This window comes from Planococcus sp. APC 3906 (assembly GCF_030407685.1).
GTDB lineage: Bacteria > Bacillota > Bacilli > Bacillales_A > Planococcaceae > Planococcus > Planococcus koreensis.
In genome coordinates this window covers 54,292-65,862 of sequence record NZ_JASDCW010000020.1, presented here as the reverse complement: position 1 = coordinate 65,862, position 11,571 = coordinate 54,292, and the positions used below count along the sequence as shown (strand labels likewise).

17 protein-coding genes are annotated in these 11,571 nt (G+C 45.9%); 6 read left to right on the top strand and 11 right to left on the bottom strand.

What is annotated here, in order from left to right:
- The 6 genes from QMA09_RS12190 to QMA09_RS12165 form a co-directional block, all read right to left on the bottom strand.
- A partial coding sequence (locus QMA09_RS12190) for a lysophospholipid acyltransferase family protein (protein WP_483313556.1) occupies positions 1–299 on the bottom strand: 299 nt, incomplete at its 3' end.
- Entirely contained in the window at positions 292–789 is a 498-nt protein-coding gene (locus QMA09_RS12185) for a dihydrofolate reductase (protein WP_290213309.1), read from the bottom strand. The genes QMA09_RS12190 and QMA09_RS12185, both read right to left, overlap by 8 nt.
- 35 nt (positions 790–824) lie before the next feature.
- Complete coding sequence (locus QMA09_RS12180) at positions 825–1,769, bottom strand: thymidylate synthase (RefSeq protein ID WP_290213308.1); 945 nt, start codon at positions 1,767–1,769, stop codon at positions 825–827.
- A 127-nt stretch (positions 1,770–1,896) separates the two neighbouring features.
- Entirely contained in the window at positions 1,897–2,490 is a 594-nt protein-coding gene (locus QMA09_RS12175) for a YpjP family protein (RefSeq protein ID WP_135501325.1), read from the bottom strand.
- Between the two features lie 325 nt (positions 2,491–2,815).
- Positions 2,816–3,589, bottom strand: a complete 774-nt coding sequence (locus QMA09_RS12170) for a class I SAM-dependent methyltransferase (RefSeq protein WP_221300781.1) — start codon at positions 3,587–3,589, stop codon at positions 2,816–2,818.
- 2 nt (positions 3,590–3,591) lie between these two features.
- Positions 3,592–4,029, bottom strand: coding sequence for a BrxA/BrxB family bacilliredoxin (locus tag QMA09_RS12165; protein ID WP_135501321.1), 438 nt, complete (start codon positions 4,027–4,029; stop codon positions 3,592–3,594).
- Between the two features lie 277 nt (positions 4,030–4,306).
- On the opposite strand from QMA09_RS12165, the gene QMA09_RS12160 reads away from it, so the two are divergent.
- Complete coding sequence (locus tag QMA09_RS12160; protein WP_135501319.1) at positions 4,307–4,549, top strand: hypothetical protein; 243 nt, start codon at positions 4,307–4,309, stop codon at positions 4,547–4,549.
- A 110-nt stretch (positions 4,550–4,659) separates the two neighbouring features.
- Here the strand turns inward: QMA09_RS12160 and QMA09_RS12155 are convergent, their stop codons facing one another.
- From QMA09_RS12155 to QMA09_RS12140, 4 genes are all read right to left on the bottom strand, one after another.
- Positions 4,660–4,965: a hypothetical protein gene (locus QMA09_RS12155; protein WP_290213307.1), complete on the bottom strand. Its 306-nt coding sequence runs from the start codon at positions 4,963–4,965 to the stop codon at positions 4,660–4,662.
- Between the two features lie 129 nt (positions 4,966–5,094).
- Complete coding sequence (locus tag QMA09_RS12150) at positions 5,095–6,228, bottom strand: conserved virulence factor C family protein (RefSeq protein WP_290213306.1); 1,134 nt, start codon at positions 6,226–6,228, stop codon at positions 5,095–5,097.
- 27 nt (positions 6,229–6,255) lie between these two features.
- Positions 6,256–8,139, bottom strand: a complete 1,884-nt coding sequence (locus QMA09_RS12145) for an ABC-F family ATP-binding cassette domain-containing protein (protein WP_290213305.1) — start codon at positions 8,137–8,139, stop codon at positions 6,256–6,258.
- Positions 8,136–8,768 (bottom strand): HD domain-containing protein, encoded by a 633-nt coding sequence (locus QMA09_RS12140; RefSeq protein WP_290213304.1) that lies wholly within the window; start codon positions 8,766–8,768, stop codon positions 8,136–8,138. The genes QMA09_RS12145 and QMA09_RS12140 overlap by 4 nt, the downstream gene beginning before the upstream one ends.
- Before the next feature lie 164 nt (positions 8,769–8,932).
- Between QMA09_RS12140 and QMA09_RS12135 the strand changes: the two genes are divergently transcribed.
- Positions 8,933–9,139, top strand: coding sequence for a cold-shock protein (locus tag QMA09_RS12135; protein WP_135501309.1), 207 nt, complete (start codon positions 8,933–8,935; stop codon positions 9,137–9,139).
- 153 nt (positions 9,140–9,292) lie between these two features.
- On the opposite strand, the gene QMA09_RS12130 is transcribed toward QMA09_RS12135, so the two are convergent.
- On the bottom strand, positions 9,293–9,490 hold the full coding sequence (locus QMA09_RS12130) for a zinc-finger domain-containing protein (RefSeq protein ID WP_135501307.1): 198 nt from the start codon (positions 9,488–9,490) through the stop codon (positions 9,293–9,295).
- Between the two features lie 144 nt (positions 9,491–9,634).
- On the opposite strand from QMA09_RS12130, the gene QMA09_RS12125 reads away from it, so the two are divergent.
- The 4 genes from QMA09_RS12125 (at position 9,635) to QMA09_RS12110 (ending at position 11,515) form a co-directional block, all read left to right on the top strand.
- Positions 9,635–10,324 (top strand): queuosine precursor transporter, encoded by a 690-nt coding sequence (locus QMA09_RS12125; RefSeq protein ID WP_135501305.1) that lies wholly within the window; start codon positions 9,635–9,637, stop codon positions 10,322–10,324.
- A gap of 2 nt (positions 10,325–10,326) precedes the next feature.
- On the top strand, positions 10,327–10,719 hold the full coding sequence (locus QMA09_RS12120; protein WP_290213303.1) for a ribonuclease HI family protein: 393 nt from the start codon (positions 10,327–10,329) through the stop codon (positions 10,717–10,719).
- Positions 10,720–10,969: 250 nt separating this feature from the next.
- Positions 10,970–11,179 (top strand): hypothetical protein, encoded by a 210-nt coding sequence (locus tag QMA09_RS12115; protein ID WP_135501301.1) that lies wholly within the window; start codon positions 10,970–10,972, stop codon positions 11,177–11,179.
- Positions 11,180–11,197: 18 nt separating this feature from the next.
- Positions 11,198–11,515, top strand: a complete 318-nt coding sequence (locus QMA09_RS12110) for a hypothetical protein (RefSeq protein ID WP_290213302.1) — start codon at positions 11,198–11,200, stop codon at positions 11,513–11,515.
- Positions 11,516–11,571 lie beyond the last annotated feature (56 nt).

The window sequence follows — 11,571 nt, the reverse complement described above, 5'->3', positions numbered from 1 at the left end:
GAAATAAAACCAAAAGGCTTCGGTATGGAAGACAACAGCACAGGAATGTCAAAATTGCCTTCATGATTGCTCACAAATAGCACGGCTCCTTGCGGCAAGTGTTCCAATCCAGTTACCGTAATTTTGCTTTTGGTCCTTTTCATGATGCCCGTTGCCCATTTTTGAGGTTCGGAATGAATCAGCGCATCGTATTCGGAAAGAGCCATCTCTTTTTTCTTAGCTTTGAATTTTTTTAAGTTGACCGCCGCAAGCGGCAAATAGCCGAATAAATACGAAAAGGTCCTTAACGAGTTATACATCGGGCAATGACCGTTCCTTTCGTTCAAAAACCAAATAGGAAAAAGGGATATCTCCCGATAATTGCTGTGCCGATTCCGACACTAGCTGCCAGTCATCACCATATTCCGGGAAATACGAATCTCCTTCAAAATCTTTATGAATCAGCGTGATGTACAGACGGTCCGCAATTGGCAGCACCGACCGGAATATTTGCTCTCCGCCGATCACCATCACTTCTTCATGTACATTTTCTGCCAAGCGGATCGCGTCTTCAATCGTATGCACAACATCCGCGCCTTCTGCTTGATATTCTTCATTGCGGGTGACGATGATATTACGTCGTTTTGGCAGCGGACGCCCGATTGATTCGAACGTATTGCGCCCCATGACCATGCCTTTGCCGACTGTGTGTTTTTTGAAATAGGCGAGATCTTCCGGTATGTGCCAGGGCAATTTATTGTCTTTGCCAATCACATAATTCGGATCGTGTGCCACCATCAATGAAATCATTTTGGCTCCCCCTTGTTCTCGTAAATTGCTTAGTCTTAAACCGCTACCGGCGCTTTAATGCGTGGATGCGGATCATAGCCTTCGATTGCAATGTCTTCCACTTCCAGCTCAAAGATGGATTTTTCATCCTCTGTAATTACCAGCGTCGGCAAAGCTTTTGGCGAACGCGTCAATTGTTCGTTAACTTGCTCCAGGTGATTGGAATACAAGTGTGTGTCTCCCGTTGTATAAACGAAGTCTCCTACAGCAAGCGAGCATTCCCGGGCAATAAGATGCGTCAGCAAAGCGTACGAAGCGATATTGAAGGGCATACCTAAAAACACATCCGCACTTCGCTGATATAGTTGGCAAGACAGCTTGCCATCTGCCACATAAAATTGGAACATGATGTGGCACGGCGGCAATGCCATGTCATCGATAAACTCGGGGTTCCAAGCGGTCACAATATGCCGCCGGGAATCCGGATTCTTTTTAATGGAGTCAATGACATTTTTTAATTGGTCAATTGTGCCGCCATCGGTCTTTGCCCATGACCGCCATTGTTTGCCATAAACCGGGCCGAGGTCTCCGTAAGTTTCCGCAAATCCGGCTTCGTTCAAGATTTTATCCTGAAAAATAAGCATCTGTTCTTTATAAAGCGCTGCGAATTCCTCGTCTGTATTCGCCTTTCGCCCGAAGTCCGCCATATCCGGCCCGCTATATTCCGCACTTTCCACCCATTGCGCAAATGCCCATTCGTCCCAAATATGATTATTTTCTTTTATCAGTGACTTTACGTTCGTATCGCCTTTGATGAACCATAGCAATTCGGAAGCAATCAACCGGAATGCCGTTTTTTTCGTTGTCATCAATGGAAATCCTTCAGCCAGATCAAAACGCATCTGATGGCCGAAGACACTTAATGTCCCCGTGCCCGTTCGGTCTTCTTTCGAAGCTCCATTATGTAAGATATGCTTGCATAAATCCAAATATTGTTCCATTTCAAGTCGCCTCCATTATTATATTAATCATAACAAAAATGTTCTTGAAAAAATATGAAAAAGGCGGCGCTGGACCCACAATCGGGTCAGCGCCGCCTCTTAACAGTGATTCATTATTAGAATTGCCTTACGAAAGCCATTTAGGTGGTGTATTTTTAGACCAGTAAATGTCTCCTAATGTGATATGCTGCTGAAAATTGTCGTCTGCCACATGGTAATGGAAGTTGAAAAAGTATCCTTGCTGCGGTTTTTTCTCCGTTCTCACATGAAAGCGGATAGCATCTTTATTTGTTTCCATATCGTAGATATGAAAAATCTTTTCTGCATGGTCGCCGGAAGGTTTTTCGGAAATGGCCAGTTTTCTCAATTCGGCGCTGCCCATTTTCGCCAAGTGCATATCGATGGCCTGTTGCATATTCGGCAAGATGGCCCTTTGAAATTCTTCGCCGATAATCGGGCCGATGCGGCTGCCGAATTTCAAATAGGCCTGCTCTTCGGCAGATTTATGTACAGTATGAAGAATGGAAGGATCTGCGAAATAAAATTCGCCGGGATCAATCCAGTCATAAAGAACTTGTTTATCCTTTTCCTGTGCAGGCTGTGAATCATTATGTGCTTTGTCATCCAAAAGTGATTCCCATAGCATATGGCTCGGGGGAATTGCACCCAATGTCAACACGGCAACTGCAATCATCAATGACTTCTGCCACCATTTATTCATCTGCATCACCTTCAATTTTGAACATTTTATAAAACTTTGACAAATGCTTATGCTTTATTATACGTTTTTCATGGGTAAAGGTTTCATCTTCTTGAAAATCATTGTACAATAAAGTTAATCATTTAGCTCTGTTTTTTCGAAATAAAGGAGGAAAATTCCATGGATGCATCATTGCTTATCGGTTTAGGACTATTATTTATGCTTGGATATTTGACATCTTTAAGCTTCACTGACTAATTTCTCTCCCTCGGCACTGCCGGGAAGTGCAAACAAGCGAAGAATTGAAAAGGCCGACGGAAGATTCTTTTATCTTCCGTCGGCCTTTTTATTTATTTCGGCAATCGATGACGCCGTAATGGAATTTCGTATTCGGGCGAACGCGCCTGTTGAAACCGAATGCCTCAAAATCGACAGAGCGGAAATGCGCTTTTAAGACGACGCTTTTCTTTGCCGAACGCACAGCTTCGTCGACCCAGCGCTTTGTAAGCTGGCCTGTATCAGCCGCAGTGCGTACGGGCCGGAAATTGGAAGATTCACTGATCTCATTGGTGAACATCGGATCCATGTATATGACATCGACCGCGTTGTCAGGCAGAGAGGCGAGATAGTCTACAGAATCTCCGGACACCACTTCAATCCGTCTCATTGCCTCAACTAAATGCGGCATGGCTGTGTATTCCTTCAGCCCTTTGCCGATGATATAGGCGAATGCGGGATTGCTTTCACATCCTGTGACACTGCCTCCAGCTCCGACAAATTGCGACACAACAATTGCATCAGATGCCATGCCCAATGTGCAATCGACAAATGAATCTCCTGCCGCGATGCCGGAAACCTCTATTAGCGGGTCCTGATGGATGGGGCGTTTTGTGCGGAAGGCGGATGAACTCGGATGAAAAAAGAACGGCTCCGTTTCGCCCAATGGGTAAAACTCAAGCCGTTCCCTTGCAGCCACAAGCACATCCGCCTTTTCTTCGGCATGGAGCTTTTCGATGGAACGCTTATTGCGGACAACAAACGGAATACCGAGATCTTGAGCGGCCTGCGCGGCATTCTGATCCGTTATCCCGTTCGGCCGGTAAGCCGTTGTGGCAATCATTTTCACTGAGCAGCTACCTGCTCCAGCACCTGCGTCAAATGGCTGGAAATATGCTCAACAGAATGGTCCTCAATCTGTTCACGCGGAATGAAATATGCCAACTCGCCATCTTTTATCACAGCAATAGATGGTGATGAAGGCGGAACTTCATCAAAAAAGCTGCGCATCTGCTCGGTCGCTTCTTTATCTTGCCCGGCAAAAACCGTCACCAAATGGTCTGGCTTTGCAGCAGTTCCTTTTAGCGCTTCAATTACTCCTGGACGTGCAAGTCCAGCGGCACAGCCGCAAATTGAATTGATGACAACCAGGCTGGTGCCTGACGCTTCAGCCATGAAATTATTGACCTCTTCAGCTGTCAGCAATTCTTTGAATCCTTCTTTAGCTAACTCTTGGCGCATCGGAACTACGATGCCTTTCATATATTCATCATATGCATTCATTAATAACATCCCCCTGTAACTTCGGATTTCTCTCTTTCATTCTACCCCAAATGAACTTTGGTTTCATCAATAGCCGCTCCAACCCAGTTTTAGTCTTCCAAAAACGAACTTTTCACATGAAAAAACCTTTAGTTCGAATATTCTAAAACTAGTATTACATTTTCATGTTTTTTGAAAAATAGAGCAGATTTTTGACATTCTATGTGGTATGTTAGAGAAAATAATATGCATCACAATCTTCATACCAGCTTTCCAGTTCCGGAAAGGAGAATGTAAAATGTCACTAGATAGCATAAAAGAAATGCTCAAGACTGTACATTATTACAACACGGTTAATATCACCCAAACGTTCAGTAAAGGTGAAGATGCTGTCATTACAGCGAGATGCATTAAAAACACCAACATCCTTGAGATCACTTTTTACGAAGAGCAGAAAGTGGAGCAATTCACCTGCATTGAAAAAGCAGCCGCGGCAATCGACCGGGCAATCAACTCGAACCAGTATTCTACAAACTCCTGAACCTTTCAGGAGTTTTTTTTATTCTATCTGCGTTGCCTTCCCTGTATTTCTACACAGCTTCAAGGCCACAAAAAAGAAAAGCCACCGGAAAGCCACCGGCAGCTTGCAACTCATTTCCCATTTTCCTTTTCGGCATATTGCCCATTGATGAAACCGAGCATTTCCTCGAAAAGATCTCCTTCATACCATACATATGGAATCTTCTGTTCCACACCGGCTTTATCCATTTCAAGGCTCGTTGCCGATAATTGGACAATCTGCGCATCATCGGTTGCGGCTTCTTCGTTGAGTTCTTTCCCTGCGAAATGCTTTTTTACCCTTTCGTAAAATTGATCTCGTTCGCTGTCGCTGCTGAATTCCCAAGAGTCGTATTTTCCCTGGTGCAATAATTCAATGGAATAAATATTTCCGCTCATTTGAATTTCCTCCTCTTTTGCGTTTACCAAGTTTATCAATATACAAAGCAGTTCCCTGTTTCCCCTGTTTTGAAAACCTTTACGCAAAATAAAAACCAGCGGCTAATGGAAAGCCGCTGGCTGAATGGGTCACTTTTCTTCTTTCATCGCTTGGCGGGCTTCGGTCATTTGTTTCCACACCGAGCCTTTTGCGTCTTCCCCTTGGGCAATCCGCGCGATTGCCATCTTCACTTGCAGCTTCACTTCAAACTCCGGATCATCGGCCGCTTGTTCTAAAGCAGGCAGCGAAGCTTCTGTTCCGCTTTCATACAGGAACATCGCTGCACGCCAACGCACCAATTTGTTTTTATCCGACAAAGCTTCCGCCATGACCGGCTCAAATTCTGCGAAGCCCAGATCGCTGATCGTGTCGCCGGCAGTTCTGCGCACGGCCCAGCTCTTGTCTTTCATCGCCTGCCCAATATAAGGGACGACCGTTTTGTCTTTAATATCGCCGAGGAAAATGACGGCTTGGCGGCGGATAGACATCTTTTCATCTGCCAATGCTTTCGCAAGCAATGGCACGTCGTCAAGTTCTCCTTCGGCCATCTGGTCGAGCAGCTGGAACCGCGTTTCCCAGTCCGGCACATCAAATTCTTCAAGGCTGACTTTGCGGCCTCTAGCTAATGCAGGTGCCGCCTCTGATGTTTTAGCGCCTGCCATTTCAAGAAGGCGCTCTTCCGGGTATGCAGCGTCAAGTTCTTCTGCGACATGCTGGCCAATTTCTTCTTTTTCACCGTAGCGCACGCCATAATCGGCCCATTTGCGCTGCAGCAAGTAATTTTCTTCCGTCGGGTCCATCACCGCATTCATCGCTTGGATAAAACGTTCAGGCATCGCGAATCGTTTTTCGGATTCATTGTCAAAAACCTTTACTTGAAGCGGTATGCCTTTAAACTGCTGCACATGGACATATACTTCGCCAAAATGCTCGTCGATGCTGATTTCTTCATCCACATTGCTGCTTTGCTCACCGAATGCACGGCGGACTTCCGCTAAAATATTTTCCCACTCAAATTTCGGATTCCGCTCGACTGCCAAAAAATCCGCTACATGATAAACGCCTTTGACGCCTTCGATTTCAAGGGTCTTGGCAATTTCAGCGGGAGCAGTTTGCACATTCGCCAAAGTATAATTATGGCTTTTGCCGAACGGCAGCTCCTGATCTATGATCACTTTCATCGTATTCGGGCTAGGGGTCGGTTCGATCATTTTGATTTTCATGAAAAAAATTCCTCCTGGTTTTAGGATTTATGCCTCCGCAAGTTCCTGAAGGTATGTCCAGCGTTCGATCAATTGATCGTATTGCTTGGTCAATGCATCAATTTCCTGAGTCAGTTTGTCCAGTTTTTCAAAATCAGAGCCGGCTGCAGCCATCTTGCCTTCCTGCTCTTCAATTTTCGCTTCCACACCTGAAATATCTTCAAGAATCGTCTTATACTCCAATTGCTCTTTATATGTCATTTTCTTTTTATCTGCTGCTGCCTTAGCCGTTTCAAGCTGTACCGGTTCTGGCTGTGCAGCCGTTTTTTCGACAGGGGCTGCTTTTTCTTTAATAAAATCAGAATACAAGCCTTGGTATTCCAGAATTTCTCCTGTGCCAGTCGTCCATAGTTTGCGCGCAATCCGGTCAAGGAAAAAGCGGTCATGGGAAATCGTGAGGACGACGCCAGGGAAGTTTTCAAGGAAATCTTCCAATACCGAAAGCGTCTGGATATCCAAATCATTGGTCGGCTCATCGAGCAGCAAAATATTCGGCTGCTCCATCAATAGTTTAAGCAGGTAAAGCCGCTTGCGCTCTCCGCCAGACAATTTGCCGATTTGCGTGCCGTGGCCGTTTGAAGGGAACAAGAAACGCTCTAGCATTTGCGTAGCGGACAGGCGCACGCCTTTTGCCGCTTCGTAGTCACTTGAGATTTCCTGAATGTATTCAATCATCCGCTGGGATTCGTCCATCTCCGGAAGATGCTGCGTGAAATGCGCAATCTTCACAGTGCTGCCGTATTCCAGCTTGCCTTCAGTGGGTTGGTACTCGCCCGCCAGAATTTTCATCAATGTCGATTTCCCTGCGCCATTCGGCCCGACAATACCAATCCGGTCTCCGCCCTGCATCAGGAAATTGAAATTCCGGAAGATTTGCTTGTCGCCGAATGACATGCCGACATTTTCGCCTTCGATGATTTTCTTGCCGAGGCGCTGGCTTTGCATGGATAATTCAAGCGATGTGTTGTCGTTTTCTTTTTGGACACTGTCCTGGATTTCCTCGAAACGCTGGATGCGCGCTTTTTGCTTCGTTGAACGGGCTTTCGCACCGCGGCGAATCCATTTCAATTCAGAGCGGAAACGGTTTTCTAATTTTTGCTGAGAAGAGGCGGCCATTTCGTCTCTGATGGCTTTATTTTCAAGGTAATCGCCGTAATTTCCTTTGTGGCTGTAAAGTGTCTGGTCGGCCAATTCGAAAATATGCGTTGAAACGGCGTCCAGGAAATAACGGTCATGCGTGACAAACAGCATAGCGCTGTTCATGCGCAGCAAGGTTTCCTGCAGCCATTCCGTTGAAACAGCGTCCAGATGGTTGGTCGGCTCATCCAATAAGATCAAGTCAGCCGGTTCGATCAGCGCTTTCGCCAAAGCCACGCGTTTGCGCTGGCCGCCTGACAATTCGCTGATCTGCTGGTCGTACATGTCGATTCCCAGTTTGGACAAAGCCGTTTTCGCCAAGGCGTTGATGTCCCACGCATTGTCCTGCTCCATGCCTTCCTGTATTTTCATCAATTCATCCTGCAATTGAGTCGAACTGGAATCTGCCATCATGTTTTTCAATGCCTGCTCATAGGAACGGTTCAACGCCAAGATCGGCGAATCGCCTGAGAACACGGTTTCAAGAACAGTCAGTGATTCGTCAAACTCCGGTTCTTGCATCAAATAAGTGATGCGGTATTTTTTCGGGTGGTCCATGACGATAGAGTCTGCTTCCATGTCGCCTGAGAGAATCGACATCAATGTTGATTTCCCTGTGCCGTTGACGCCGATTAGGCCTGCGCGTTCTCCTGGATACAAAGAAAATTCAACATTTTTGAAAAGCGTTTTCGCTCCAACTGTCTTCGTTAAGTTCGTAATATTTAAGTGGCTCATTTATTCCCATCCGTTTCTTTTTTTAGTTGCTCTAAAAAGGATAGCATAAATTGATGGCGTTCTTCAGCAATCTGCTTCCCTGCGGCGGTGTTCATCGTGTTTTTCAATAACAGCAGCTTTTCGTAAAAATGCGTTGCGCTGCTTGTCGGAGCTGACCGGTACTCTTCTTCGGTCATTTCGCCGCGCGGCTTTTCTTGCCAATCGTATAGCTTGCGGCCTTTTGCGCCGCCGTATGCGAATGTGCGTGCGATGCCGACCGCTCCGATTGCGTCAAGGCGGTCCGCATCCTGAACGATTTCCCCTTCAATGGAGGCCGGTGCGATACCGTTGCCGCCTTTGAATGAAACGGAACCGATAATTTCTTTAATGCGCCGCTTCTGCATTCCCGTTAGTTCCAGGCTGTCCAAAATCGCCGATTCCGGGTCTTCCCCGCCTTGCGCATATTTCGGGTCCGAAACGTCGTGCAAAATCACTGCGATGTCAATCAGGAACCCGTCCGCCGTTTCCTGTGCCAAAATGGCGTTTGCATTTTGTCTGACCCGTTCGATATGCTGCCAATCGTGGCTGGCGTCGAACCGATCGTATATTTTCCGTGCCGCTCTTTCACACTCGTTGATTACGTTCTGCATGTAATTTTTAGCTCCTTTACTTCTATTATAAACGGTATTCAATGCTGCCCGCTTTTCTTTTCCCCTTAGATTGACGATTTGGCACGCTTAATGTATAGTATAGCCATCCATTAAAAGGTTTTTTAATGGTGCCACGGCAAGACTCAATAATAGGGGGAACGCGCATGCACCAAGGCACAGTTAAATGGTTCAACTCAGAAAAAGGTTATGGGTTTATTGAACATAATAATGGTGATGACGTCTTCGTCCACTTTACCGGCATCCAAGGTGACGGCTTCAGGACACTCGAAGAAGGCAAACCCGTGTCTTTTGAAATTATTGACGGCAATCGTGGTCCGCAGGCAGCAAATGTGGTCGAGATCACCAATTAAAACAGTATAGCTTTTTTGCTTTAGAGACCTGCGGAATTCTACCTGGTCTCTTTTTTTATGCGATGGCGCATTTGCCGTCTTTTTGTAAGACCCACCGCTCTATCCGCATAAAAGCCGGCGGCGGATAGTTCCGCCGCCGGCTTTGCCGGTCGATCATTTATGGCTAGTGCCAACTTTATTTAATTCATTTCCCAAAAATTGCAGTTGAGCGCCGACGGAACAATTGCTGATGCAAAAACGGTGAGCGGCGGTTTTGCCTTGCTCTTTTCGGATTTGCTTGCGTACGAAACACCCTTCGCAATAGGTTTCCATCATGCCGTCAATCTCGTTGATAATTGAAAGCTTGTCCAAGCTGTCACCCCTCTAAATTGCCGTTCGTTTATTTTACTACTGATTTGTCATTTAATGCAACAATAGTTATACTAGCAAAGGATAATTTCACTTTTTGCGGCGGTTCGAAAACTCCCGCCTCACCAAAACTAAGGAGGACCATCATTGTTTAACGAATTTTTAGGATTGGGCTTCGCCCTGATCAATTTCATCCTTATGCTCATCATGTATAAGGTTTTCGGCAAGACCGGCTTGTTCGCTTGGGTAGCCATTTCGACAGTCCTGGCAAATATCCAAGTGACCAAAACCATCGAGATCTTGGCGCTGACTGCCACGCTCGGCAATAGCCTTTATGCTTCGACTTTTCTGGCAACCGACATATTAAATGAAAAATACGGCAAAAAAGACGCACGCAAAGCCGTGTGGCTCGGCTTTGCCTCACTGCTTATCATGGTTGTTGTCATGCAATTCGGGTTGAAATTCATACCAGCGGAAAGCGACATTGCGGACGATTCTCTGCACACGATCTTCGGTTTGGTGCCCCAAATCGCCCTTGGCAGCATGATCGCTTATCTCGCTAGCCAGCATATCGATGTCATCATCTTTTCAGCAATCCGCAAAGTGTTTCCGAAAGACAGCCAATTTTGGATCCGCAATAACGGTTCCACGCTGATCAGCCAATTGATTGATACGCTCATTTTCACAAGCATCGCTTTTTATGGCGTATTCCCATTCGATATTTGGCTCGAAATATTCATTTCGACGTATATCCTTAAATTCATCGTGACTGTACTCGCAACACCGTTCGGCTATATGGCGAAAGCGATAAAACCAATCGACGAAAAGCAGGTGTGACCATGCTGGAAGTTTTTGTAGATGCTGCGACAGCCGGCGACCCGAAAGTCAGTGCCGCCGGCATTTTCATCAAAGGTGAAGGGCATCTCCTCAAGAAAAGCCGATACCTTGGCGAAATGGACAATCACACAGCGGAATTTGCTGCTTTGGTCATCGGGCTCGAGATGGCGAAAGAATTGACCAGCGGGATGGTGTCCATCAAATCCGATTCCCAAGTCACGGTAGATGCATTTGAACGCGAGTTTACGAAAAACGCGAAGTTCAAGCCGCTGCTCGCACAAGCGCTTGAACTGGCGGCACATTTTGACTATTGCTTTATCAAATGGATCCCCGATTCCCAGAACCGAGCGGCCGATGACCTCGCCAGGACGGAGCTGCGGTCCCATAGAAGATAACACACTCCCGCTTGTTCAGCGGGAGTTTTTCCTTTTTGCTCTTTTCACTGCGCTTAAACGTACTTATCTATCCGAAAACAAGCGCAGCGTTGAAGGGACTTGGACTAGAGCATTATTTTCAATGGAATTGTTTTTAGAATTGCGCCTTTCCTCTCTTTATCAAGTTAACTTGATGGAGAACTAGTTTTTGGCAGACGCTTTCTGGAAAGTCTGGTAAACTTGAAGCAGTTGAATTAAATGGGGGAAAATTATGAGATCAAAAATTGGAATTGTACTCGATATTTTCATTTTGGTAATCGGACCTTGGATTCTTTACACCCGCATCATTGAAATTATGGAGCGCGGCGTTTCGGTGTACCCGGTAATTTCCATCATCATAATCTCACTTGCAATCGCATTTTCTATTTATAATCTGTACTTGGCGCTTTCATCGCGCCAGCAGCGCAACCCGAAAAAATAGTTTGAAAAGGTGATTCCATTGCATTCGGTTTTATTTTATATTATCCCTATCGTGATTTACTTGGTGGTCAATAATTTGGTTGACCATCTATACTGGCCGCATTTCCTGGCTCTGCTGTTATCGTTTTTGGTGTTTCAGCTCGTCAGGGTGCGTTATCCGAAAGACAGCATACCGCTATATGCAAAAATCACACAAGCTGCATTTTATGTACTGACAGTCGCCTTCATTTTCCGCGACCAATACCTGAATCCAGCGATGATCAATATCTTGCTGGCCGTGACAATCGGCCTTGTGATTGCGGAAATAATGCAAAACAGGAAAAAACCGTCGAAATGACGGTTTTTTTTCGTTTTCTGGTGTTGCTTTCAAGACTCCCATATCAGTACCTTTTC